The 23,048-nt window shown below is 63.5% G+C and carries 23 protein-coding genes and 1 pseudogene; 21 read left to right on the top strand and 3 right to left on the bottom strand.

What is annotated here, in order from left to right; translation table 11 throughout:
• Window positions 1-119: 119 nt before the first annotated feature.
• The 14 genes from flhA to UCMB321_RS19195 all read left to right on the top strand — a co-directional run bounded on the left by flhA (window position 120) and on the right by UCMB321_RS19195 (window position 14,514).
• Window positions 120-2,249, top strand: coding sequence for a flagellar biosynthesis protein FlhA (gene flhA, locus UCMB321_RS19130; RefSeq protein ID WP_040069864.1), 2,130 nt, complete (start codon window positions 120-122; stop codon window positions 2,247-2,249).
• A gap of 11 nt (window positions 2,250-2,260) precedes the next feature.
• Window positions 2,261-3,589, top strand: coding sequence for a flagellar biosynthesis GTPase FlhF (flhF, locus tag UCMB321_RS19135; RefSeq protein WP_040069865.1), 1,329 nt, complete (start codon window positions 2,261-2,263; stop codon window positions 3,587-3,589).
• A gap of 121 nt (window positions 3,590-3,710) precedes the next feature.
• Window positions 3,711-4,544, top strand: coding sequence for a flagellar synthesis regulator FleN (gene fleN / locus UCMB321_RS19140; protein WP_040069867.1), 834 nt, complete (start codon window positions 3,711-3,713; stop codon window positions 4,542-4,544).
• A complete protein-coding gene (gene fliA / locus UCMB321_RS19145) occupies window positions 4,541-5,281 on the top strand; it encodes an RNA polymerase sigma factor FliA (RefSeq protein ID WP_017124408.1) in 741 nt (246 codons plus the stop codon). The genes fleN and fliA overlap by 4 nt, the downstream gene beginning before the upstream one ends.
• Window positions 5,282-5,452: 171 nt before the next feature.
• Window positions 5,453-5,824 (top strand): chemotaxis response regulator CheY, encoded by a 372-nt coding sequence (locus UCMB321_RS19150; RefSeq protein ID WP_003183998.1) that lies wholly within the window; start codon window positions 5,453-5,455, stop codon window positions 5,822-5,824.
• Window positions 5,825-5,846: 22 nt separating this feature from the next.
• Entirely contained in the window at window positions 5,847-6,635 is a 789-nt protein-coding gene (locus tag UCMB321_RS19155) for a protein phosphatase CheZ (protein ID WP_040069872.1), read from the top strand.
• Between the two features lie 14 nt (window positions 6,636-6,649).
• Entirely contained in the window at window positions 6,650-8,929 is a 2,280-nt protein-coding gene (locus UCMB321_RS19160; RefSeq protein WP_040069875.1) for a chemotaxis protein CheA, read from the top strand.
• Between the two features lie 52 nt (window positions 8,930-8,981).
• Window positions 8,982-10,124: a protein-glutamate methylesterase/protein-glutamine glutaminase gene (locus UCMB321_RS19165; protein ID WP_040069877.1), complete on the top strand. Its 1,143-nt coding sequence runs from the start codon at window positions 8,982-8,984 to the stop codon at window positions 10,122-10,124.
• A complete protein-coding gene (locus tag UCMB321_RS19170) occupies window positions 10,124-10,864 on the top strand; it encodes a flagellar motor protein (protein ID WP_040069879.1) in 741 nt (246 codons plus the stop codon). The genes UCMB321_RS19165 and UCMB321_RS19170 overlap by 1 nt, the downstream gene beginning before the upstream one ends.
• Before the next feature lie 10 nt (window positions 10,865-10,874).
• Window positions 10,875-11,762, top strand: a complete 888-nt coding sequence (motD, locus tag UCMB321_RS19175; RefSeq protein WP_040069880.1) for a flagellar motor protein MotD — start codon at window positions 10,875-10,877, stop codon at window positions 11,760-11,762.
• Window positions 11,763-11,813: 51 nt separating this feature from the next.
• Entirely contained in the window at window positions 11,814-12,602 is a 789-nt protein-coding gene (locus UCMB321_RS19180; protein ID WP_040069882.1) for a ParA family protein, read from the top strand.
• An 84-nt stretch (window positions 12,603-12,686) separates the two neighbouring features.
• Entirely contained in the window at window positions 12,687-13,565 is an 879-nt protein-coding gene (locus tag UCMB321_RS19185; RefSeq protein ID WP_209437192.1) for a CheW domain-containing protein, read from the top strand.
• Window positions 13,566-13,638: 73 nt separating this feature from the next.
• Window positions 13,639-14,121, top strand: a complete 483-nt coding sequence (locus UCMB321_RS19190) for a chemotaxis protein CheW (protein ID WP_040069887.1) — start codon at window positions 13,639-13,641, stop codon at window positions 14,119-14,121.
• Window positions 14,122-14,514, top strand: a complete 393-nt coding sequence (locus UCMB321_RS19195) for a DUF2802 domain-containing protein (protein WP_040069889.1) — start codon at window positions 14,122-14,124, stop codon at window positions 14,512-14,514.
• A 54-nt stretch (window positions 14,515-14,568) separates the two neighbouring features.
• Here the strand turns inward: UCMB321_RS19195 and UCMB321_RS19200 are convergent, their stop codons facing one another.
• Both UCMB321_RS19200 and UCMB321_RS19205 read right to left on the bottom strand, forming a co-directional pair.
• Window positions 14,569-15,366 (bottom strand): hypothetical protein, encoded by a 798-nt coding sequence (locus UCMB321_RS19200; RefSeq protein ID WP_040069891.1) that lies wholly within the window; start codon window positions 15,364-15,366, stop codon window positions 14,569-14,571.
• A 110-nt stretch (window positions 15,367-15,476) separates the two neighbouring features.
• The gene (locus tag UCMB321_RS19205) at window positions 15,477-16,430 is read right to left on the bottom strand and encodes an alpha/beta hydrolase (RefSeq protein ID WP_052451313.1); all 954 of its coding nucleotides are present in this window, start codon (window positions 16,428-16,430) and stop codon (window positions 15,477-15,479) included.
• A gap of 127 nt (window positions 16,431-16,557) precedes the next feature.
• Between UCMB321_RS19205 and aroC the strand changes: the two genes are divergently transcribed.
• The 7 genes and pseudogenes from aroC (at window position 16,558) to UCMB321_RS19240 (ending at window position 22,026) form a co-directional block, all read left to right on the top strand.
• The gene (gene aroC, locus UCMB321_RS19210; protein WP_040069892.1) at window positions 16,558-17,649 is read left to right on the top strand and encodes a chorismate synthase; all 1,092 of its coding nucleotides are present in this window, start codon (window positions 16,558-16,560) and stop codon (window positions 17,647-17,649) included.
• A complete protein-coding gene (locus tag UCMB321_RS19215; protein ID WP_040069894.1) occupies window positions 17,649-18,809 on the top strand; it encodes an MFS transporter in 1,161 nt (386 codons plus the stop codon). Before aroC ends, UCMB321_RS19215 begins: the two co-directional genes overlap by 1 nt.
• Entirely contained in the window at window positions 18,806-19,426 is a 621-nt protein-coding gene (locus UCMB321_RS19220) for a methylthioribulose 1-phosphate dehydratase (RefSeq protein WP_040069896.1), read from the top strand. The genes UCMB321_RS19215 and UCMB321_RS19220 overlap by 4 nt, the downstream gene beginning before the upstream one ends.
• Window positions 19,427-19,527: 101 nt before the next feature.
• Window positions 19,528-20,073: a 1,2-dihydroxy-3-keto-5-methylthiopentene dioxygenase gene (locus UCMB321_RS19225; protein WP_040069897.1), complete on the top strand. Its 546-nt coding sequence runs from the start codon at window positions 19,528-19,530 to the stop codon at window positions 20,071-20,073.
• Between the two features lie 27 nt (window positions 20,074-20,100).
• Window positions 20,101-20,784, top strand: a complete 684-nt coding sequence (mtnC, locus tag UCMB321_RS19230; protein ID WP_040069898.1) for an acireductone synthase — start codon at window positions 20,101-20,103, stop codon at window positions 20,782-20,784.
• 427 nt (window positions 20,785-21,211) lie between these two features.
• A pseudogene (locus UCMB321_RS31660) lies at window positions 21,212-21,391 on the top strand (response regulator transcription factor); the annotation flags it as partial.
• A gap of 116 nt (window positions 21,392-21,507) precedes the next feature.
• Complete coding sequence (locus UCMB321_RS19240) at window positions 21,508-22,026, top strand: ankyrin repeat domain-containing protein (RefSeq protein ID WP_040069900.1); 519 nt, start codon at window positions 21,508-21,510, stop codon at window positions 22,024-22,026.
• Window positions 22,027-22,057: 31 nt separating this feature from the next.
• Here UCMB321_RS19240 and UCMB321_RS19245 read toward each other — a convergent pair whose 3' ends face one another.
• Entirely contained in the window at window positions 22,058-22,966 is a 909-nt protein-coding gene (locus UCMB321_RS19245) for a MurR/RpiR family transcriptional regulator (protein WP_040069901.1), read from the bottom strand.
• Between the last annotated feature and the right edge of the window lie 82 nt (window positions 22,967-23,048).

Genomic DNA, 23,048 nt, shown 5'->3' on the forward strand with positions numbered 1-23,048 from the left:
AGCGCCGGGTTGGAGGCGGCTCGTTACCTTGGATTGCAAAAGTTGGAAGGCTTCTTGCAGTGGCAGGCCTGTGGCGCGCCCGGCGTCAAAAGTTTGCTTCAAGGTGACGAGGAATACCGGTGGATCGCTCTCAACTTATCAACACGGCGCGCAGCAACCTGAGCAGCCTCGGCCGGGGCAACCTGGGTGTGCCGGTGCTGTTGTTGGTCATGCTGGCGATGATGATGTTGCCAGTGCCGGCGTTCCTGCTGGACGTTTTCTTCACCTTCAACATCGCCTTGTCCCTGGTTGTCCTGCTGGTCTGCGTCTACGCCCTGCGGCCGCTGGACTTCGCCGTCTTCCCGACCATCCTGCTGGTGGCCACGCTGTTGCGCCTGGCCCTGAACGTGGCCTCGACCCGGGTGGTCATGCTCCATGGCCAGGAGGGGCATGCCGCCGCGGGCAAGGTGATCCAGGCCTTCGGCGAGGTGGTGATCGGCGGCAACTACGTGGTCGGTATTGTGGTCTTCGCGATCCTGATGATCATCAACTTCGTCGTGGTCACCAAGGGTGCCGGGCGGATTTCCGAGGTGAGCGCGCGCTTCACCCTCGATGCGATGCCCGGCAAGCAGATGGCGATCGACGCCGACCTCAACGCCGGCCTGATCGATCAGCCACAAGCCAAGCTGCGTCGTCTGGAAGTGGCCCAGGAAGCCGAGTTCTACGGTTCCATGGACGGTGCCAGTAAGTTCGTCCGCGGTGACGCCATCGCCGGCCTGCTGATTCTGTTCATCAACCTGATCGGCGGCATGGCGGTCGGGATCTTCCAGCATCACATGAGCTTCGCCGATGCGGGCAAGGTCTACGCCTTGCTGACCATCGGTGACGGTTTGGTGGCGCAATTGCCATCACTGCTGCTGTCCACCGCCGCGGCGATCATGGTGACCCGGGCTTCCGGCTCGGAAGAAATGGGCAAGCAGATCAGCCGGCAGATGTTCGCCTCGCCCAAGGCCCTGGCGGTGGCCGCCGGCCTGATGGCGGTGATGGGCCTGGTGCCGGGCATGCCGCACGTGTCCTTCCTCAGCCTGGCGCTGGTGGCCGGTGGCGCGGCCTACCTGGTCTGGAAGAAGCAGAATGTCGCCAAGGTCCAGGCCCTGGCCGAGGCCCAGCGCCAGCAGGACCTGCTGCCGTCGCCGGCGCGGGCCATGGAAACCAAGGAGCTGGGCTGGGACGACGTGAGCCCCATCGACATGATCGGCCTGGAAGTCGGCTATCGCCTGATTCCGCTGGTGGATCGCAACCAGGGCGGGCAGTTGCTGGCGCGGATCAAGGGGGTGCGCAAGAAACTCTCCCAAGACCTGGGTTTCCTGATGCCCACCGTGCATATTCGTGACAACCTCGACCTGGCGCCCAGTGCCTACCGCCTGACCCTGATGGGCGTGACCCTGGCCGAAGCCGAGATTTACCCGGATCGCGAGTTGGCGATCAACCCGGGCCAGGTCTATGGCTCGCTCAACGGGATCACCGCCAAGGACCCGGCCTTCGGCCTGGAAGCGGTGTGGATCGAGCTCAGCCAGCGTCCCCAGGCCCAGTCCCTGGGTTATACCGTGGTCGACGCCAGTACCGTGGTGGCAACGCACCTCAACCAGATCCTCTACAAGCATTCCAGCGAGCTGATCGGTCACGAGGAAGTCCAGCAACTCATGCAATTGCTGGCCAAGGGCTCGCCGAAGCTGGCCGAAGAGCTGGTGCCAGGGATCATTTCCCTGTCGCACTTGCTCAAAGTGCTGCAGGCGTTGCTGGCCGAACACGTGCCGGTCCGGGACATCCGCAGCATTGCCGAAGCCATCGCCAACAATGCCACCAAGAGTCAAGATACTGCCGCTATGGTTGCCGCGGTGCGCGTCGGATTGTCGCGCGCAATCGTCCAAAGCATTGTAGGGCTTGAGTCCGAGCTGCCTGTGATCACCTTGGAACCAAGGTTGGAACAAATATTGCTCAATAGTCTGCAGAAGGCCGGACAAGGCTCGGAAGAAGGCGTTCTTCTGGAGCCGAGCATGGCTGAAAAACTCCAGCGTTCGCTGATCGACGCCGCCCAGCGCCAGGAAATGCAAGGGCAGCCGGTGATCCTGCTGGTAGCTGGACCGGTTCGCGCGATGCTTTCGCGGTTCGGACGACTGGCGGTGCCAAGCCTGCATGTATTGGCCTACCAGGAAATTCCGGATAACAAGCAAGTGACCATCGTTGCGACAGTAGGGCCCAACGGCTGAGGTAGTGGGTTATGCAAGTTAAGCGTTTTTTCGCCGCCGATATGCGTCAGGCCATGAAGCTGGTTCGTGATGAGCTGGGTTCGGACGCGGCCATTATCGGCAACCGCCGGATTGCGGGCGGTGTCGAGCTGACGGCTGCCCTGGACTACAAGCTCTCGGCACTGTCGCCACGGGTGCCGAACATCGAGCTCGAAGACGAGCTGCGCAAGACCCAGTCGCGTATCGTCACCGCCCAGGCCGAACTGAGCCTGCGCAGCGATGGCGAAGGCGATGCGACGACCAATCGGCAACTGTTCGCCGGCCTGCCGCTGACCGCCGCCGAGCCGCTGATCGAACCGACCTTCGACGAACCCCGGCGTCCAGCCCCGGCGCCTGTTGCCCCGGCCCCGGCGGTGGACCAGCGGGTGTTCGACTCGATGCGTTCGGAACTCAACGGCCTGCGCGAGCTGCTGGAAGTCCAGCTCGGCTCCCTGGCCTGGAACCAGTTGCAAGGCCGTCAGCCGCAACAGGCCAACCTCTGGCGCCGTCTGCAGCGCATCGGCCTGTCCGGGCCGCTGTCGCGGGACTTGCTGGACCTGATCAGCGAAATCGACGAGCCACGCCAGGCCTGGCGCATGCTGTTGGCGCACCTGGCACGAATGATCGTCACCCCCGAGATCGAGCCGCTGGAAGAGGGTGGCGTGATCGCCATGGTCGGCCCGGCCGGCATGGGCAAGACCACCACGCTGGCCAAGTTGGCGGCGCGCTATGTGCTCAAGTACGGCGCGCAGAACATCGCGCTGGTGAGCATGGACAGCTTCCGCATCGGTGCCCAGGAGCAGCTCAAGACCCTGGGACGGATCCTCAATGTGTCCGTGACCCATGTCGATCCGGGCCAGTCCCTGGCCCAGGCCCTCGATCCGCTGCTGCGCAAGCGTGTGGTGCTGATCGATACCGCCGGCCTGCAGGCCAGCGATCCGGCCTTGCGCATGCAGCTGGAAAGCCTGGCCGGACGCGGGATCAAGGCCAAGAATTACCTGGTGCTGGCCACCACCAGCCAGAAGCAGGTGCTGACCGCCGCCTACCACAGTTACAAGCGCTGCGGGCTGGCCGGTTGCATCCTGACTAAGCTTGATGAAACGGCGAGCCTCGGCGAAGTGCTGAGCCTGGCCATCAGTCACGAGTTGCCGGTGGCCTATCTGACCGACGGGCCGCGCATTCCGGATGACCTGCACCTGCCGCGCCGGCATCAGCTGGTGTCCAGGGCGGTCAGTGTACAAATGCAGGAAGAGCCCAGCGAGGAGGCCATGGCCGATATGTTCGCTGACATCTACCACAGCCCGTCCAAACGGGTGGGCTGAGATGAGTATGAAGACGTTGCAAACGACCTACATCGAGGGTCTGCCACGCGTTGTTCCGGCAAGTGACCGCGCAGCCACTTATGTGGCCTTCCGTCTAAGCAAGACAAGGTAAGAAGAGAACATGGGCAGCATGCATCCCGTACAGGTGATCGCGGTGACCGGCGGCAAAGGTGGCGTCGGGAAGACCAACGTGTCAGTGAATTTATCCCTGGCGCTGGCTGAGCTCGGCCGGCGCGTCATGCTGCTGGATGCCGATCTGGGACTGGCGAATGTCGATGTGCTGCTGGGCCTGACCCCCAAACGCACCCTGGCCGACGTGGTCGAGGGGCGCTGCGAACTGCGCGATGTGCTGCTGCAAGGTCCGGGCGGGATTCGTATCGTGCCGGCGGCCTCGGGCACCCAGAGCATGGTGCACCTGAGCCCGGCGCAGCATGCCGGCCTGATCCAGGCCTTCAGCGACATCGGCGACAACCTCGACGTGCTGGTGATCGACACCGCCGCGGGCATTGGCGAGTCGGTGGTCAGCTTTGTCCGTGCGGCCCAGGAAGTGCTGCTGGTGGTCTGCGACGAGCCGACCTCGATCACCGACGCCTACGCCTTGATCAAGCTGCTCAACCGCGACTACGGCATGAACCGCTTCCGGGTGCTGGCCAACATGGCCCAGAGTCCGCAGGAAGGCCGCAACCTGTTCGCCAAGTTGACCAAGGTCACGGACCGCTTCCTCGATGTGGCCCTACAATACGTCGGCGCCGTTCCTTACGACGAGTGTGTGCGCAAGGCCGTGCAAAAGCAGCGTGCGGTCTATGAGGCATTCCCTCGTTCGAAATGCGCCTTGGCGTTCAAGGCTATTGCCCAGAAGGTCGACACCTGGCCGTTGCCCGCCAACCCGCGGGGGCACCTGGAGTTTTTCGTCGAGCGTCTGGTGCATCAAACGAGTGCGGGACCGGTGCTATGACTGCCAGTGGCTATCGCATGTATTCCAAGTCGTCGCGTGACAGCCAGTATGAATTGATTGAACGTTATGCGCCGTTGGTCAAACGTATCGCCTATCACCTGCTGGCACGCCTGCCGGCCAGCGTCCAGGTCGAGGATCTGATCCAGGCCGGGATGATCGGCCTGCTGGAAGTCTCGACCAAGTACGACTCGAGCAAGGGTGCCAGTTTCGAGACCTATGCCGGCATTCGTATCCGTGGCGCGATGCTCGATGAAGTGCGCAAGGGCGACTGGGCGCCGCGTTCGGTTCACCGCAACACCCGCATGGTCAGTGACGCAATTCGTGCAATTGAAGCAAAAACCGGTCGTGACGCTAAAGATCACGAGGTTGCAGCCGAACTCCAATTGAGTCTCGACGATTATTACGGGATTTTGAACGATACCTTGGGCAGCCGCCTGTTCAGTTTCGACGACCTGTTGCAGGACGGCGAGCATGAAGGGCTGCATGAGGACGGTGCGAGTGCTCATCTCGAGCCGTCGCGCGACCTGGAAGATGAACGCTTCCAGGCGGCGCTGGCGGATGCGATTGCCAATTTGCCGGAGCGTGAGCGACTGGTGTTGGCGCTGTACTACGACGAGGAGCTGAACCTCAAGGAGATTGGTGAGGTGCTGGGGGTCAGCGAGTCGCGAGTCAGCCAGTTACACAGCCAGTGCGCGGCCCGCTTGCGGGGGCGTTTGGGGGAGTGGCGAGCGCGCTGAGGCGGTTTGGGAACACTGCGAACGAGATCGGCATGGCGTTTGACGCCCTGGCGGTGACTCGGCCGGATGGGGTTTCCATGCAGTCGTTGAGTGCTGTGCCGGATTGATTGAACAGCGCGTTCAGGTGCTGAACGCGTTTAAGACTGCTTGGAGGTCGAATTGGACAAGAACATGAAAATCCTCATCGTTGACGATTTTTCAACGATGCGGCGGATCATCAAGAACCTGTTGCGTGACCTCGGGTTCACCAACACGGTCGAGGCGGACGACGGTACCACCGCGATTCCCGTCCTCAACAGCGGTAGCATCGACTTTCTGGTGACTGACTGGAACATGCCCGGCATGACCGGCATCGACCTGCTGCGTCACGTACGCGCCGATGAAAAGCTCAAGCACCTGCCGGTGTTGATGGTCACCGCCGAAGCCAAGCGCGAGCAGATCATCGAAGCTGCCCAGGCCGGTGTAAACGGCTATGTGGTCAAACCATTCACGGCCCAGGCGTTGAAAGAGAAGATCGAGAAAATCTTCGAACGCATCGGCTGATGATGTCCACCACGGGGGCGCTATGGAGCACAACGAATCTTCACTGGGTGATTTTGAATTAACCCTGAAAAAACATGCCCGCGAACTGGTCGACAGCCTTGAAAAAGGTCGGTTCGGTGACGCGGTGCAAATGATCCATGAGCTGAATCAGACCCGTGACCGTGGCCTGTACCTGGAAGTCGGCAAGCTCACCCGCGAATTGCACAGTGCCATTGTCAACTTCCAGATCGACCCGCATATGCCGCAGGCCGAGGAAGTGTCGCAGATCACTGACGCCACCGAGCGCCTGTCCTATGTGGTCAGGCTGACCGAGGCCGCGGCCAACCGCACCATGGACCTGGTGGAGAGCGCGACCCCGCGGGTCAGTGGCCTGCACGAGGAAGCCAAGGCATTGAGCACCGACTGGAGCCGTTTCATGCGGCGCGAAGTCGATGCCCAGGAGTTTCGCGAGCTGGCGCGGCGGGTCGACGGTTTCCTGTCCCGCAGCGAGCAGGAGACCCGCGCCGTGTCGAGCGACCTGAACGACATTCTGCTGGCCCAGGACTACCAGGACCTTACCGGCCAGGTGATCAAGCGCGTGACCCAGATGGTCACCGAAGTGGAAAGCAATCTGCTCAAACTGGTGCTGATGGCCAGTCAGGTCGACCGCTTTGCCGGTATCGAACATGATCGCGAAGCCATCCTTGCCGAAAAAGATCAGCAAAAAGAGCTGGCCAAGGGTGTAGGTCCGCAGATTCATGCCGATAAACGTGAAGACGTTGTATCCGGTCAGGACGATGTCGACGATTTGCTTTCCAGTCTTGGATTCTAGGAGCACCCAAACACATGAGCTTCGGCGCCGATGAAGAGATCCTTCAGGATTTCCTGGTTGAGGCCGGCGAGATTCTGGAGCAACTGTCCGAACAACTGGTCGAGCTGGAAAGCCGGCCGGATGATGCGGATCTGCTCAATGCAATCTTTCGCGGTTTTCACACTGTAAAAGGGGGCGCCGGCTTCCTCCAGCTCAACGAGCTGGTGGAGTGCTGTCACATCGCCGAGAACGTGTTCGACATCCTGCGCAAGGGTGAGCGGCGCGTCGATGCGGAACTGATGGACGTGGTCCTGGAAGCGCTGGATGCGGTGAACAGCATGTTCAGCGAGGTGCGTGAGCGCGGCCCGATCACCCCGGCGACCCCTGAGTTGCTGGCGGCCTTGGCGCGCCTGGCGGAACCGGCGGGTGCCGAAGAGGCGCCCGCGCCAGTGGCCGAGGTCGTGGAGCCTGAGCCGGTCGCTGAAAGCGAGTCCGGCGACATCACCGACAACGAATTCGAATTGCTGCTCGACTCCCTGAACAGCGTCAAGGCCGAAGCCGAGGCACCGCAAGCCGTTGCCGCGGTGGAAGGCGAGCCCGGCAGCGATGAGATCACCGACGCCGAGTTCGAATCCTTGCTCGACCAGTTGCACGGCAAGGGCCAGTTCGCCCCCGATGCGGTGGCGACGCCGGCTCAACCGGCGGCATCCGGCGCGACGCCCGATGCAACCGAAAGCAGCGATATTACCGACGATGAATTCGAAGCCTTGCTGGACCAGTTGCATGGCAAGGGCTCGTTCAAGGTCGACGCCCTCGATACGGCTGCGGCCTCGGCCCAGGCGTCTGAAGTCACGGGGGCCAAGGGCGATGACCTGATCACCGACCAGGAGTTCGAGTCCCTGCTCGACGAGCTGCACGGCAAGGGCAAGTTCACCGAAGTGGCCGCGACCACCGCGACCGCCGCAGTGGCCACGCCGGTCGCTAGCAAACCGGCTGCCGCGCCTGCCGCCAAGGCACCCGCTCCGGCAGCGGCGCCCGCGCCAGCACCCGCCAAGGCGACAGCAGCACCTGCTGCCGCACCAGCGCCTGCCCGGGCTCCGGCACCTGCCGCCGCGGCCTCTGGCGAAAAGCCGGTTGCCAGCGAAGCGGAAACCACCGTGCGGGTCGATACCGCGCGCCTGGACGAGATCATGAACATGGTCGGCGAACTGGTGCTGGTGCGTAACCGCCTGGTGCGCCTGGGCTTGAACAGCGGCGATGAAGCCATGTCCAAGGCCGTGTCCAACCTCGACGTGGTGACCGCAGACCTGCAGACCGCGGTGATGAAAACCCGCATGCAGCCGATCAAGAAAGTCTTCGGCCGCTTCCCGCGCCTGGTTCGCGACCTGGCCCGGCAGTTGAAGAAAGAGATCAACCTGGAACTGGTGGGCGAAGAGACCGACCTGGACAAGAACCTGGTCGAGGCCCTGGCCGACCCGCTGGTCCACTTGGTGCGCAACTCGGTCGACCACGGTATCGAAGAACCGGCCGACCGCGAAGCCATGGGCAAGTCCCGCAGCGGTCGCGTGGTGCTCTCCGCCGAACAGGAAGGCGACCACATCCTGCTGTCCATCTCCGATGACGGCAAGGGCATGGACGCCGACGTGCTGCGCAGCATCGCGGTGAAGAAGGGCCTGATGGACAAGGATGCGGCCGATCGCCTGAGCGAGACCGACTGCTTCAACCTGATCTTCGCCCCGGGCTTCTCGACCAAGACCGAGATTTCCGACGTGTCCGGCCGTGGCGTGGGCATGGACGTGGTGAAAACCAAGATCGCCCAGCTCAACGGCACCATCAACATCTACTCGACCAAGGGCAAGGGCTCGAAGATCGTCATCAAGGTCCCGTTGACCCTGGCGATCATGCCGACCCTGATGGTCATGCTCGGCAACCAGGCCTTCGCGTTCCCGCTGGTCAACGTCAACGAGATCTTCCACCTCGACCTGTCGCGCACCAACGTGGTCGACGGCCAGGAAGTGGTGATCGTGCGGGACAAGGCACTGCCGCTGTTCTACCTCAAGCGCTGGCTGGTCAGCTCGGCCGCTCACGAAGAGCAGCGCGAGGGCCATGTGGTGATCCTTTCGGTGGGCACCCAGCGGATCGGCTTCGTCGTCGACCAACTGGTGGGCCAGGAAGAAGTGGTCATCAAGCCGCTGGGCAAGATGCTGCAAGGGACTCCGGGCATGTCGGGCGCCACCATTACCGGTGACGGTCGCATCGCGCTGATTCTCGATGTGCCGAGCATGCTCAAGCGTTACGCCGCACGGCGTATTTGATTCTGGTTCGGCGGCGGCGCATAGGGCCGCCGCCGTGCCTAACGGAGTGTTTATGGTAGTCAAGGTCCTGGTGGTGGATGATTCGGGTTTTTTCCGCCGCCGCGTCTCGGAAATCCTTTCGGCGGATACGAGCATCCAGGTCGTCGGTACGGCGACCAACGGTAAAGAAGCCATCGATCAGGCCCTGGCCCTCAAGCCGGACGTGATCACCATGGACTACGAGATGCCGATGATGGACGGCATCACGGCGGTGCGGCATATCATGCAGCGCTGCCCGACTCCGGTGTTGATGTTCTCGTCCCTGACCCACGAAGGCGCCCGTGTCACCCTCGATGCGCTGGACGCCGGGGCCGTGGACTTCCTGCCGAAGAATTTCGAAGACATCTCGCGCAACCCCGAGAAGGTCAAGCAACTGTTGTGCGAGAAGGTGCACAGCATCTCGCGCAGCAACCGTCGCTTCAGCAGCTACAGCGCGCCCGCGCCGCAGCCGGTGCCCACGCCGACCGCGACAGCCCCTTCGAGCAGCTATTCCAGCCACGCCCCGGCGGCCCCGGCTCCCGTGCGGACCACGCCGGTGGCCAGTCGTGCGCCGGCACCCGCGGCGGTCTCGACCTCCGGCGCGCCGAAGCGCAAGGCCTACAAGCTGGTGGCCATCGGCACCTCCACCGGTGGCCCGGTGGCCCTGCAGCGGGTCCTGACCCAGTTGCCGGCGAGCTTCCCGGCGCCCATCGTGTTGATCCAGCACATGCCGGCGGCTTTCACCAAGGCGTTTGCCGAACGCCTGGACAAGCTGTGCCAGATCAGCGTCAAGGAAGCCGAGGATGGCGACATCCTGCGTCCCGGCCTGGCCTTGCTCGCCCCGGGCGGCAAGCAGATGATGGTCGACGGCCGTGGCGCGGTGAAAATCCTGCCGGGCGACGAACGCCTGAACTACAAGCCGTGCGTGGATATCACCTTCGGTTCGGCGGCCAAGTCCTACGGCGACAAAGTTCTGGCGGTGGTCCTCACCGGCATGGGCGCCGACGGTCGTGAAGGCGCGCGCCTGCTCAAGCAGGGCGGCAGTGCCATCTGGGCCCAGGACGAAGCCAGTTGCGTGATCTATGGCATGCCCATGGCCATCGTCAAGGCTGAACTGGCCGACGCGGTCTACAGCCTGGACGAAATCGGCAAGCATCTGGTCGAGGCGTGCCTCTGATGGATGTGCTGAGCCTTATCGGGATCATCCTGGCCTTTGTCGCCATTATCGGCGGCAATTTCCTCGAGGGCGGGCACCTGGGGGCGCTGGCCAACGGTCCGGCGGCGTTGATCGTATTGGGCGGCACCATCGGCGCGGCCTTGCTGCAATCGCCGATCAGCGCGTTCAAGCGGGCCATGCAGATTCTCGGCTGGATCCTGTTTCCGCCGCGTATCGATCTGCCCGCCGGCGTCGAGCGCGTGGTCAACTGGAGCCTGACCGCGCGCAAGGAGGGGCTGCTGGGCCTGGAAGGCGTCGCCGATACGGAGCCGGACGCCTACTCGCGCAAAGGGCTGCAATTGCTGGTCGATGGCGCCGAGCCGGAAGCCATCCGCAGCATCCTGGAGGTGGATTTCTACACCCAGGAAAGCCGCGATATCGAGGCCGCCAAGGTGTTCGAAAGCATGGGCGGCTATGCGCCGACCATCGGTATCATCGGTGCGGTCATGGGCCTGATCCACGTGATGGGCAACCTGGGCGACCCTTCGCAACTGGGTAACGGCATCGCCGTGGCCTTCGTCGCCACCATCTACGGCGTGTCCAGTGCCAACCTGGTGCTGTTGCCGGTGGCCAGCAAGCTCAAGTCCATAGCTCTGCGCCAGTCCCGCTACCGGGAAATGCTGCTCGAAGGCATCCTGTCGATTGCCGAGGGCGAGAACCCGCGCTCCATTGAGTTGAAGCTGCAAGGCTTCATGGAGTGATGGAGTAGCCATGGCCAGACGTCGCCAACACGAAGAGCATGTGAATCACGAGCGCTGGTTGGTGTCCTACGCCGACTTCATCACGCTGCTGTTCGCCTTTTTCGTGGTCATGTACTCGATTTCCTCGATCAACGAGGGCAAGTACAAGGTGATTTCCCAGGCGCTGATCGGGGTATTCAACGAAGCCGATCACAGCCTCAAGCCGATTCCCATCGGCGAGGAGCGCCCAGTGACGGTCAAACCGGCGGACCCGCTGATCAAGGACAGCGAACAGACCGACGCCGCTCTCGGGCAGGGCGCCAAGGATCCGCTCAAGAGCATCGCCGACGATATCAGCGCGGCGTTCGGCGACCTGATCAGATCCAACCAGATGACCGTGCGCGGCAACGAACTGTGGGTCGAGATCGAGCTCAACTCCAGCCTGCTGTTCGGCAGCGGCGATGCGATGCCCAGCGACATGGCGTTCAACATCATCGACAAGGTGGCGAAGATCCTCAAGCCCTTCGACAACCCGATCCACGTCGAAGGTTTTACCGACGACCAGCCGATCAGCACCGCGCAGTATCCCACCAACTGGGAGTTGTCCTCCGCCCGTTCGGCGAGCATCGTGCGGATGATGGCCATGGACGGGGTCAACCCCGGCCGCCTGGCCTCGGTGGGCTATGGCGAGTTCCAGCCGGTGGCCAACAACGCCACGGCCGAAGGCCGGGCGCGCAACCGCCGGGTGGTGCTGGTGGTGTCGCGTAACCTGGATGTGCGCCGCAGCCTGACCGGTACCGGCACGGCCAATGCAAAACCGGACGCGGCGTTGAGGCGGGCTGGCACACAAACTGCACCGCCAGCGATAAAGCAAGCGGTACGCGAGAACGCCGTCAAATCTCCGGCACCTGCTCTATAACTTGGCGCTATTTCTCGGCAGGCTTGATGCTTGTCGGGAGGAATACACTGAATGAGAGTCTGGGCAGTAGCCAATCAAAAGGGTGGCGTCGGTAAGACCACTTCCTCCATCGCTTTAGCCGGATTGCTGGCCGAGGCGGGCAAGCGCGTGGTCGTCGTCGACCTCGACCCCCACGGCTCGATGACCAGCTACTTCGGCTACGACCCCGATACCCTGGAGCACAGCACCTTCGACCTGTTCCAGCACCGGGGCACGGTGCCCGAGGGCTTGCCCGGGCAATTGCTGCTGTCCACCAGCGACGAGCGGATTTCCCTGCTGCCGTCGAGCACCGCACTGGCGACCCTGGAGCGCCTGTCGCCGGGCCAGAGCGGCCTGGGCCTGGTGATCGCCAAGAGCCTGGCGCAACTGTGGCAGGATTTCGACTACGCGGTGATCGACAGCCCGCCGTTGCTGGGCGTGCTGATGGTCAACGCCCTGGCGGCGAGCCAGCAACTGGTGGTCCCGGTGCAGACCGAGCACCTGGCTGTCAAGGGCCTGGAGCGGATGGTCAACACCCTGGCGATGATCAACCGTTCGCGCAAGCAGGCCTTGCCCTACACCATCGTGCCGACCCTGTTCGACCGTCGCACCCAGGCGTCCATGGGCACCTTGCGGGTCCTGCGCGACAAGTTCCCGGAGACCATCTGGCAGGGCTACATTCCGGTCGACACCCGCCTGCGCGATGCCAGCCGGGCCGGTGTCACACCGTCGCAGTTCGACGGCAAGAGTCGTGGCGTGCTGGCCTACCGGGCACTGCTCAAGCACCTGCTGACCCAGCAACTCATCCCGCAGGTGGCCTGACGTGACCCACTCCTCAAGTCACCGGCTTGTCCAGCCGATACCTTCTACAGGTTACTGCCGCGGGACATCTCCATGGGCACTCACATGATCCGTCCTGTCGACATCACCACACGGCCGCAAGTGGCGCTGCAATCCTACCTGGACGCGCTGCTGCAAGAGGCGACCGAAGAGTTGCCGGTGGACATCGCCGTTGCCGTCGAGGCGCCGGTATCGATACCGCTGCCGGTAGAACCGAGCCTGGCCAGTGGGCTGGACGAGTTCCAGGCCGCCGTGCTCGAAGAGCAGGCCCGCGATGCGTTGACCGCAGCCCTGGCTGCCGCACCTGTCGTGACGGCACCGGTGGCACTGGAAGTACCGGTGGCGATACCACAGGTTTTGCCGGTCGCCCCCGTGGTGGTGGAGCCGGTGGTCGAGGTGCACCTGCCGCCCGCCGTGAATATTCCACCGCCGCCGGTGCAGGGCGACGAGCGCCCGCATTGGGCGGCCGAGCCTTTCGAATGCCTGCTGTTCGACGTCGCCGGACTGACCCTGGCGGTGCCGCTGGTGTGCCTGGGTTCGATCTATTCGCTGGCGGGGCACGAGTTGACGCCCTTGTTCGGTCAGCCGGAATGGTTCCTCGGGATCCTGCCGAGCCAGGCCGGCAACCTGAAAGTCCTGGACACCGCCCGTTGGGTGATGCCGGACCGTTATCGCGACGATTTCCGCCAGGGGCTGCAGTATGTGATCTCGGTCCAGGGCTACGAATGGGGGCTGGCGGTGCATCAGGTCAGTCGCTCCCTGCGCCTGGACCCCGACGAAATCAAATGGCGCACCCATCGTGGGCAGCGACCGTGGCTGGCGGGCACGGTCATCGAACACATGTGTGCGTTGCTCGACGTCTCCGAACTGGCCGAACTGATCGCCAGCGGAGCGGTGAAACAACTGCAAGCGAACAAGCCAACCGGCAAGCCAACGAACAAATAACGGTGGCCTCGCGGTCCCCCCGCGAGGTTTGCCAGAGCACACACCGTATCAACGGTCATTGAGGGTCAGGGGTATGAATAAGTCGTCGTCCGCACAGAGTTCCGAAGATCCGATCCTGCAATGGGTAACCTTCAAGCTGGATAACGAGTCCTACGGGATCAACGTGATGCGCGTCCAGGAAGTCCTGCGCTACACCGAGATCGCCCCGGTACCGGGTGCGCCGAGCTATGTGCTGGGCATCATCAACCTGCGCGGCAATGTCGTCACCGTGATCGACACCCGCCAGCGTTTCGGCCTGATGCCGACCGAAGTGAACGACAACACCCGCATCGTGATCATCGAGGCGGACAAGCAAGTGGTCGGGATCATGGTCGACAGCGTGGCGGAAGTGGTCTACCTGCGCCAGTCGGAAGTCGAAACCGCGCCGAACGTGGGTAACGACGAGTCGGCCAAGTTCATCCAGGGCGTGTGCAACAAGAACAATGAACTGCTGATTCTGGTTGAGCTGGACAAGATGATGAGCGAAGAAGAATGGTCCGAGCTGGAGAGCATCTGATTGATTCTTGAGGTCGCCGTGATTCTCCTGGCCCTGTTGTGGGTCGGGACCGTGGGCATGTTCGTGGTCCATGTCCGCAACCAGCGGTTGATTGCCGCGCAACAGGCCGAGGGTGATGCGCTGCGTGACCAGCGCATCAAGGAACTGGCGCGGCGGGTGGACAACTTCCAGAACGGCACCGTGCGCATGGGCGAGGACCTGCACGAGCTGCGGGCCGTCGTGGCGCCGTTGCCGGAAAAGCTGGCGCAGCTGGAGCAGCGTGATCCGTCGAGCCTGTCCTTCGCCCAGGCCGCCAGGCTGGTGGGGATGGGGGCCAGCGTCGACGAGCTGACGCAGGCCTGCGGCCTGACCCAGGCCGAAGCGGAACTGATGAGTAAGTTGCACCGCAGTTGATGCGTTCGCGGCTTGCCTGAGCCCGGCGGCGTCCTTGGACGGGCGCCACGGGGGTCAGTGACGGGTCGCGATCCAGATCAGCAGGCCGGCCTGGAACATCGCAAAGGCCACCAGGCAGGTGATGGTGAAGCGCAAGCCGGTGTCTTCACGCTTGAATTTGCTCACGCGTTCTTCCTGCTGGCGCAGCTTCACCTCCTGTTCCTGCAGGTTCTGCTCGGCGGTCTGGAGCATCTGCGCGGCTTCCAGTATTTCGACGAATTGCAGCTTTTCGCTGTTCCATTGGCTGCGCAGTTCGCCGACCTGGACATCCTTGTAGCTGCCCTTGAGGTGCAGGGGATCGGCATACGCCACTTCGAAACCCTGGACCTTGAGGAAGTGATCGCGACGCAGGCGGGTGTCTTCGTTCAAGGCGTCCTTGTTTTGCAGGGCGGCGCCATCGACGCGGTAGTGCGAGCCTTTCTTCTGTGCCCAGATCGCCGCCTGGGCGGCCAGGAAGCGCCCGATACCGCGGTTCGCGGGTTCGATCTGCAAGCCGCTTTCCGGCTCGAAACGCACGCGCTTGGTGCTGTGGTCGACCCACACGTCCAGGTGGTTTTGCTCCTTGCGTACCCGTTGTCCCGGCAGTTGGATCTCCAGGCGCAGCAGGCTGCGCTCCTTGCTATGGCGCTCGGCGTAGCCGAACTGGACAAAGCGCAGGGGGCGGGCACCGGTAGCGCGGTCGGTGGTCAGCGGCGCCAGACGCAGCAGCTTGAAGTGCTCGGGCTGCACGTCCGCCCACGGCAGTTCCACCGGGGTCGGCGCGGCTTCGGCGTCTTCGGCGGGGCTTTCGGGTGAGGCTTGGGTATCAGTCATTCGGCAAGATCCTGTCCGTGTCCAGCTTGCCGGTCACACTATCGGTACCGGCAATGAATTATCGGCCGCTTTCGCCAGGACTGGAGAACAAAATGCCGTCGTGCCCGGCGTCAGTGGCGGGGCAGCCCGTCAATGAAGGCGAGGATCCGGCTGCCCAGTTCCGCGGCCAGGGGCAGTTGCGGGTCCCGGTAGGACGCCAGTTGGCTCTGGGTGTCGGCGGGCACGATGCGCAGCACATGGTTCATGCCGTCGATCAGCACCAGCTGCGCATCCGGCCTGGCGGCCTTCAGCGCCTGGGCATCGCCGACGCCGACCTGGAGGTCGTTGCGGCCCTGGACGATCAGCGCGGGGATCTTCAGCCGGGCGAAGGCCGCGGCCGGGTCCTGGCGAAACAGGCTGATCAGGTAGGGCTGGACGCTCGGGCGGAAAATCGGTCGCAGCGGCGCGGGGATGTCGTTGTCCAGTTGCCCGGCCTTGAGGCTGTCGAGCAGTTCGTTGGCCCGCAGCATCAGGCCCGGTGGCAGGTTATTGGCCATTTGCTGGCGCACCACGAGGTCCACGGGACGGCCGCTGCCGGCGATGCTGATGAGCGCCGCGGCATCCAGCTGGGGTGCCGCCAGGGTGGCGATCAATGCGCCCTCGCTGTGGCCGAGCAGGATCAGCGGCCCGAAACGCGGGTCGGCCTTGAGTTTCCGGCCCCAGGCCACGACATCCGCCACATAGCCCTCGACACTCAGGCCGCGCTCATCGGGTCCGGCGGCGAGGCTGGCGGCCACGCCGCGCTTGTCATAGCGCACGCTGGCGATGTTGTGACCGGCCAGCACCCAGGCCAGGCGCTTGAGGCTGTCGGTGCGGCCGCCATCGGGGTTGTTGCCGTCGCGATCGGTGGGACCGGAACCGGAGACGATCAGCACCACCGGCACCGGTGCGTCCGACCTGGGCAGCAGCAACGAGCCGAACAGCTCGCCGCTGCCGGTGTCCAGGGTGATCGGTTGTTGCAACACGGAGGCCTGGGCCAGGCCGGAAATCAGGGTCAGGACCAGCAGAATCAATCGCAGCATCATCACGCCATCATTTACACAGTGTCGGTTCGACTCGCCGCCGGCGATAAGGTTCGAGGATGAACTACTGGGATAGCCCGCGTATACTGGCACGCTTGGTTATTCAGACTCGATTCGCGGAGCGCCCTGCATGTCCGGCAATACCTACGGCAAGCTGTTCACTGTCACCACCGCAGGCGAAAGCCATGGCCCGGCGTTGGTCGCCATTGTCGACGGCTGCCCTCCGGGTCTTGAGCTGTCCCTGGACGACCTGCAGCGCGACCTCGACCGCCGCAAGCCGGGCACCAGTCGCCATACCACCCAGCGCCAGGAAGCCGACGAAGTGGAAATCCTCTCGGGGGTTTTCGAAGGCCGCACCACCGGTTGCGCCATTGGCCTGCTGATCCGCAACACCGACCAGAAGTCCAAGGACTACTCGGCGATCAAGGACCTGTTCCGCCCGGCCCACGCCGACTACACCTACCACCACAAGTATGGCGAGCGCGACTATCGCGGCGGTGGCCGCAGTTCCGCCCGGGAAACCGCCATGCGCGTGGCGGCCGGCGCGATTGCGAAGAAGTTCCTGGCCAGCCAGGGCATCGTCATCCGCGGCTACATGAGCCAGCTGGGCCCCATCGAAATCCCGTTCAAGACCTGGGACTCGGTGGAGCGCAACGCGTTCTTCTGCCCCGATCCGGACAAGGTGCCCGAACTGGAAGCCTATATGGACCAGCTGCGGCGCGACCAGGACTCGGTCGGCGCGAAGATCACCGTGGTGGCCGAGGGCGTGATGCCGGGCCTGGGCGAACCGATCTTCGACCGTCTGGATGCCGAGCTGGCCCATGCGCTGATGAGCATCAACGCGGTCAAGGGCGTCGAAATCGGCGCCGGCTTTGCCTGCGTGGCCCAGCGCGGCACCGAGCACCGCGACGAACTGACCCCCGAAGGTTTCCTCAGCAACAACGCCGGCGGCATCCTCGGCGGGATTTCCTCCGGCCAGCCGATTGTCGCGCACCTGGCCCTCAAGCCCACCTCGAGCATCACCACGCCGGGACGCTCCATCGATATCCACGGCAACCCCGTGGAGGTGATCACCAAGGGCCGCCACGACCCTTGCGTGGGCATCCGCGCCACCCCGATCGCCGAAGCGATGATGGCGATCGTGCTGATGGACCACCTGCTGCGTCACCGCGGACAGAACGCCGACGTGCGGGTCGCCACACCGGTACTGGGCCAGCTGTAATGCCGGGGGCGCCGCTCCCTTACTGGCGGTTGTCCAGTTTCTACCTGTTCTACTTCGCGTTGCTGGGAGCGACGGCGCCGTTCCTGGCGCTGTACTTCCACCACCTGGGGTTTGCCCCGGCGCGGATCGGCGAGCTGGTGGCGATTCCCATGCTGATGCGCTGCGTGGCGCCGAATATCTGGGGCTGGCTGGGTGACTACAGCGGTCGGCGCCTGGCGATCGTGCGCTTCGGCGCGGTCTGCACCCTGCTGGCGTTTTCGCTGATCTTCGTCGACAAAAGCTATGGCTGGCTGGCGCTGGTCATGGCCCTGCATGCGTTTTTCTGGCATGCGGTGCTGCCGCAGTTCGAAGTCATCACCCTGGCGCATCTGAAGGCCCAGGGACAGGCGGCGCGCTACAGCCAGATCCGCTTGTGGGGCTCCATCGGTTTCATCTTCACCGTGGTGGGGCTCGGGCGCCTGTTCGAGTGGCTGAGCCTGGATATCTACCCGGTGGCCATCGTGGTGATCATGACGGGGATCGTCCTGAGCAGCGTCTGGGTGCCCAGTGCCCAGCCGCCGAACCAGGGCCAGCGAGCGTCCGGCGAAGGCTTTCTGCGACAGTTGCGCAGCCCCGGGGTGCTGGCGTTCTATGCCTGTGTCGCGCTGATGCAGATGAGCCATGGTCCGTACTACACCTTCATCACCCTGCACCTGGAACACCTCGGCTACACGCGCGGGTTGATCGGTATGCTTTGGGCACTGGGGGTGGTGGCGGAAGTGCTGATGTTCCTGGCCATGAGCCGGATCCTCGCGCGCTTTTCGGTGCGTCGGGTGCTGCTCGCCAGTTTCCTGGCGGCCGCCGTGCGCTGGCTGTTGCTGGGGGCCCTGGCCGATCACCTGGCGGTGCTGCTGTTCGCGCAAGTGCTGCACGCGGCGACCTTCGCCAGCTTTCACGCTTCGGCCATCCATTTCGTGCAACGTAGCTTCGGGGCGCGCCAGCAGGGCCAGGGGCAGGCGTTGTACGCCGCGCTGTCCGGCACCGGCGGGGCCCTGGGCGCGTTGTACGCCGGCTACAGCTGGAACAGCCTGGGGCCGGCCTGGACCTTCAGTATCGCCAGCCTCGCGGCCTTGGCCGCGGCCATCATCATCGCCACGCGCATGCAGGAGGAGCGGCCATGAGTCTGACCCGTGAACAACTGAGCCAGGAAATCATCGAGGCCGGGCGCTTCCTGTATGGTCGCGGCTGGTCGCCGGCCACCAGCAGCAACTATTCGACCCGCCTGTCGGCCAGCCAGGCGCTGCTGACGGTTTCCGGCAAGCACAAGGGGCAGTTGGGCCCGGACGATGTACTCGCCACCGACCTGGCGGGCAACAGCCTGGAACCGGGCAAGAAACCCTCGGCGGAAACCTTGCTGCACACCCAGCTCTATGGCTGGCGAGCGGAGATCGGCGCGGTGCTGCACACCCATTCGGTGAATGCCACGGTGTTGTCGCGGATGACCCCAGGCGAGTTCATCGATTTCGAGGACTATGAACTGCAGAAGGCCTTCTGCGGGGTGTCGACCCACGAGTCGAGGGTGCGGGTGCCGATCTTCGACAACGACCAGGATATTGCGCGCCTGGCGGCCCGGGTGCAGCCTTGGCTCGACGCGCATCCCGATTGCGTCGGCTACCTGATCCGCGGGCACGGCCTCTACACCTGGGGCGCCCGCATGAGCGACGCCCTGCGCCAGATCGAAGCGTTCGAGTTTCTCTTCGAATGCGAGTTGAAAACCCGTTCGCTGCGTTGTTCCTGAACAGCGGTTTTTGCACGGACCCGTTGATTGTCTGATTATTCGCTGCGTCGGATCGGCCCCAGAGCAGGCCGACGCTGAGCCAAGTCGAGGAATAGAGCCCCATGAGCAGCCTGTCCGTTTACCACGTTTCAAGCCCGGACCTCCCGAACAAGGTCCTGACCCATTTCGACGACATTGCCTCGACCCTGGCCGAGCAAGGGGTGCGCTTCGACCGTTGGCAAGCGGCGGCGCCGATCCAGCCCGGTGCCAGCCAGGAAGAAGTGATTGCCGCTTATCAGGTGCAGATCGACCGCTTGATGACCGAGTGCGGCTACATCACCGTCGACGTCGTCAGCCTGAACAGCGATCACCCGCAGAAGGCCGAGTTGCGCGCCAAGTTCCTCGACGAGCACCGGCATGGCGAAGACGAAGTGCGTTTCTTCGTCGCCGGCCGTGGCTTGTTCTCCTTGCACATCGGCGAATATGTCTATGCCGTGCTGTGTGAGAAGAACGACCTGATTTCGGTGCCGGCCGGCACGCCGCACTGGTTCGACATGGGTGAGCATCCGCATTTCGTCGCCATCCGCCTGTTCAACAATCCCGAAGGCTGGGTTGCCCAGTTCACCGGCGAGGACATCGCCGAGCGTTTCCCGCGTCTCGAAGACTGAACCTGGCACCCCCCAGAAGGACCCGATATGCCGATCAAAGCCATCCTCACGGATATCGAAGGCACCACCAGCGCAGTGAGCTTCGTCTTCGATGTGCTGTTCCCCTACGCCGCCCGGCACCTGCCGGATTTTGTCCGGCAACACGCCGAGCGGCCGGACGTGGCGGTGCAACTGGGCGCGGTGCGGCTGGACAGCGCTGAGCCGGCGGCGGATGTCGAGCGGGTCATCGAGATTCTCCTCGGCTGGCTCGCCGAGGACCGCAAGGCCACGCCGCTCAAGGCCTTGCAAGGCATGGTCTGGCAACAGGGCTATGCCGCCGGCCAGCTCAAGGGGCATGTGTATCCGGATGCGGTCCAGGCGCTGCAACACTGGCACGCGCAAGGGTATGCGCTGTATGTGTATTCCTCGGGGTCGATCCAGGCGCAGAAGCTGATCTTCGGTTGTTCCGAGGCCGGCGACCTGTCGCCCTTGTTCAGCGGCTATTTCGATACCACCGCAGGTCCCAAGCGTGAGGCCCGGTCCTATCGGCACATCAGCGCGGCCATCGGTTGCCCGGCCAGCCAGATCCTGTTCCTCTCGGATGTCGTCGAAGAACTCGACGCCGCGCGACAGGCCGGCATGCTGACCTGTGGCCTGGTGCGTGGTGGTGGAGAACTGTCCGGTCACCCGAACGTGGGCAACTTTGCCGAGATTGATCCGGCGATACTTTAGTCGGGGGGTTAAACAACCGATGAGCGGCTGGCTTGATTAAAACTTGAGTCAGTCTTATGTACTTTAAGTTGTAGGAAATTGCCTGTTGAAATGTCGGGCATCCCTGTTTGTGTTTGTAGTTGCTTATTAAATCTCCTTTCTGTGTAACTCTCTATTTTTTGATGGGCGTTTGTCTGCGGCCAATAAGACTTGGCAACGGTTGGGCGCTCTATTGGAACCAGAGGGAGAAACCATGATGAATGTTCCCGAGGGGCTGGGTGCCGAGGCCGTGCACAGGGTGTCGTGCAAGGTGGTGGATATTGCCGATTCGCGCGTGCGGCATAAACAGGAGTTTATTCAACCCGCCAAGGAGTCGTCCCACGTCGTCGTCCTGCCGACGCTGGGCAAGCCGCGAAGGTGCAGGCTGTCAAAGAGCAAGATCCTGAGCGAGAAAGAGCTGGAAGTGTTGCGCTGGGCGCGGGCGGGCAAGACCGTCTGGGAAATCAGCGTTATTCGCAATGTTTCCGAAGCGACGGTCAAGTTTCATCTGCGCAATATCTATCACAAACTGGGTGTGAGCAATCGGGCCCATGCCGTGGGCGAAGCGGTAAATCGTGGGTTGGTCTGAGCGGTTATTGATTGTGTCTATGGAAACGCTTGAAAAATAAGGCATGACAGCGAGCGGGGCGCTCGGGAAACTGGAGGCCTTTGAAGCCCTGTCCGAGCAACGCCAAGGAGATCCACATGTCCGACCAGCCCCTACAGATGACCGAAGAGCAGGCCGCCGAGTTCGCCGAGCAGGTGTTCGATGTGGCGCGCAAGGGCGATGCGACGATGCTGGCGGCCCTGTTGGGCAAAGGCCTGCCGCCGAACCTGCGCAACCACAAGGGCGATACCTTGCTGATGTTGGCCAGCTACCACGGTCATGCCGATGCGGTGCGTGTGTTGCTGGAGCACAAGGCCGATCCGCAGATGCGCAACGACAACGGCCAGAGCCCGATTGCCGGAGCGGCGTTCAAGGGCGACCTGGAGATGGTCAGGTTGCTGATCGAAGGCGGGGCCCAGGTCGAGGGGGCGTCGGCGGACGGCCGCACGGCGCTGATGATGGCGGCGATGTTCAATCGCACGGCGATTGTCGATTATCTGCTCAGCCAGGGCGCCGATCCCCGGGCCCGGGACGCCAACGGCGTTACGGCACTGGCGGCGGCGCAGACCATGGGCGCGATGGATACCGCGGCGCAGTTGCAGAAGATCCTGGGCTGAAACAGTGCAGGGTCTGCGGGAGCGGCCTCGGTCACTTCTTTGATGGCTTGCTGCTGCCGGGTATGTGCAGGTAGGACATCACGCTTTCGGTCAGTTCGGTTGCCAGTTTCACGGCCTTCTTGTTGCGCGCCATCACACCGGCCACCAGGCCTTCGATCAACGCCAGGACCGCGATGTTGGAACTGGTCAACACGGCGTGGTCGGCTGGGGCGAAGAGCACGTGCTGGGCGATGCCGGTCAGCGGCGAGGCCGGGGAATCGGTGATGGCCAGCACGGTGGCACCGCGTTCGTGGGCAAACCGCGAGAGCTGCAGGGTGTCGAGGGAATAGCGTGGCAGCGAGATCGCCAGGAGGATGTCCTGGTCGGTGATGGCTGCCAGTCGATAAGCGGCGTTTTCGTTACCGCCTTCCATGCTGATGGCCGTGGCGTCGGCGCAGAAGGGCATCAGGGTCGAGGCCGCGAGACCGGCCATGTAGACGCTGTTGCCAAACCCGAGGATGTAGATCTTGCGGGCCCGGGTCAGGCAGGTGACGAAGGCTTCAAAGGTCTCGGGGTGGTTGTTGGTGCCCGCGGTGCCGAGGTTGCCGATGGCGCTGTCGATCTGCTCATGCAGGCCGAAGCTGCCGCCTGGGCGGTGTGCCAGCTCGTTGCGCAGTTTGTCCACCGGCGACACCATCTGCTGCAAGGTCGCGACCAGCTCGGCCTTCATGCCGGTGTAGCCCCCCAGGTTCAGCGCCTTGGCCAGGCGGTTGACCGCGGCGGGCGAGGTGGCGGTTTCGTGGGCCATCTCCTCGATGGTCAGGGTGGCGGCTTTCAACGGGTGACGCAGGATGAAGTCGGCCACCTTGCGCAGTGATGGTTGCAGATCGGCAACGATTTCCGCCAGTTTGCGCATCACCGGTGCGGCATAGACCGTGGTGTTCTTCGAGGGGCTCGGCATATCCGGCTCAACGGCTCCTGGGAGGTGGAAGGCAGGGGGATCAGGTGGCTGCCAGTGTATCCCAAGCCAACCGTCGACGTGC

The organism is Pseudomonas batumici, assembly GCF_000820515.1.
GTDB lineage: Bacteria > Pseudomonadota > Gammaproteobacteria > Pseudomonadales > Pseudomonadaceae > Aquipseudomonas > Aquipseudomonas batumici.

Bases quoted from the DNA above. Each gene is read 5' to 3' on its own strand.
- UCMB321_RS19150 (WP_003183998.1), top strand. From the start codon at position 5,453: ATGAAAATCCTCATCGTTGACGATTTTTCAACGATGCGGCGGATCATC.
- UCMB321_RS19160 (WP_040069875.1), top strand. From the start codon at position 6,650: ATGAGCTTCGGCGCCGATGAAGAGATCCTTCAGGATTTCCTGGTTGAG.
- UCMB321_RS19170 (WP_040069879.1), top strand. From the start codon at position 10,124: ATGGATGTGCTGAGCCTTATCGGGATCATCCTGGCCTTTGTCGCCATT.
- UCMB321_RS19165 (WP_040069877.1), top strand. From the start codon at position 8,982: ATGGTAGTCAAGGTCCTGGTGGTGGATGATTCGGGTTTTTTCCGCCGC.
- UCMB321_RS19205 (WP_052451313.1), bottom strand. From the start codon at position 16,430: ATGATGCTGCGATTGATTCTGCTGGTCCTGACCCTGATTTCCGGCCTG.
- UCMB321_RS19185 (WP_209437192.1), top strand. From the start codon at position 12,687: ATGATCCGTCCTGTCGACATCACCACACGGCCGCAAGTGGCGCTGCAA.
- UCMB321_RS19155 (WP_040069872.1), top strand. From the start codon at position 5,847: ATGGAGCACAACGAATCTTCACTGGGTGATTTTGAATTAACCCTGAAA.
- UCMB321_RS19245 (WP_040069901.1), bottom strand. From the start codon at position 22,966: ATGCCGAGCCCCTCGAAGAACACCACGGTCTATGCCGCACCGGTGATG.
- UCMB321_RS19240 (WP_040069900.1), top strand. From the start codon at position 21,508: ATGTCCGACCAGCCCCTACAGATGACCGAAGAGCAGGCCGCCGAGTTC.
- fleN (WP_040069867.1), top strand. From the start codon at position 3,711: ATGGGCAGCATGCATCCCGTACAGGTGATCGCGGTGACCGGCGGCAAA.
- UCMB321_RS19190 (WP_040069887.1), top strand. From the start codon at position 13,639: ATGAATAAGTCGTCGTCCGCACAGAGTTCCGAAGATCCGATCCTGCAA.
- UCMB321_RS19225 (WP_040069897.1), top strand. From the start codon at position 19,528: ATGAGCAGCCTGTCCGTTTACCACGTTTCAAGCCCGGACCTCCCGAAC.
- UCMB321_RS19215 (WP_040069894.1), top strand. From the start codon at position 17,649: ATGCCGGGGGCGCCGCTCCCTTACTGGCGGTTGTCCAGTTTCTACCTG.
- mtnC (WP_040069898.1), top strand. From the start codon at position 20,101: ATGCCGATCAAAGCCATCCTCACGGATATCGAAGGCACCACCAGCGCA.
- motD (WP_040069880.1), top strand. From the start codon at position 10,875: ATGGCCAGACGTCGCCAACACGAAGAGCATGTGAATCACGAGCGCTGG.
- flhF (WP_040069865.1), top strand. From the start codon at position 2,261: ATGCAAGTTAAGCGTTTTTTCGCCGCCGATATGCGTCAGGCCATGAAG.
- UCMB321_RS19180 (WP_040069882.1), top strand. From the start codon at position 11,814: ATGAGAGTCTGGGCAGTAGCCAATCAAAAGGGTGGCGTCGGTAAGACC.
- UCMB321_RS19220 (WP_040069896.1), top strand. From the start codon at position 18,806: ATGAGTCTGACCCGTGAACAACTGAGCCAGGAAATCATCGAGGCCGGG.
- fliA (WP_017124408.1), top strand. From the start codon at position 4,541: ATGACTGCCAGTGGCTATCGCATGTATTCCAAGTCGTCGCGTGACAGC.
- UCMB321_RS19200 (WP_040069891.1), bottom strand. From the start codon at position 15,366: ATGACTGATACCCAAGCCTCACCCGAAAGCCCCGCCGAAGACGCCGAA.
- aroC (WP_040069892.1), top strand. From the start codon at position 16,558: ATGTCCGGCAATACCTACGGCAAGCTGTTCACTGTCACCACCGCAGGC.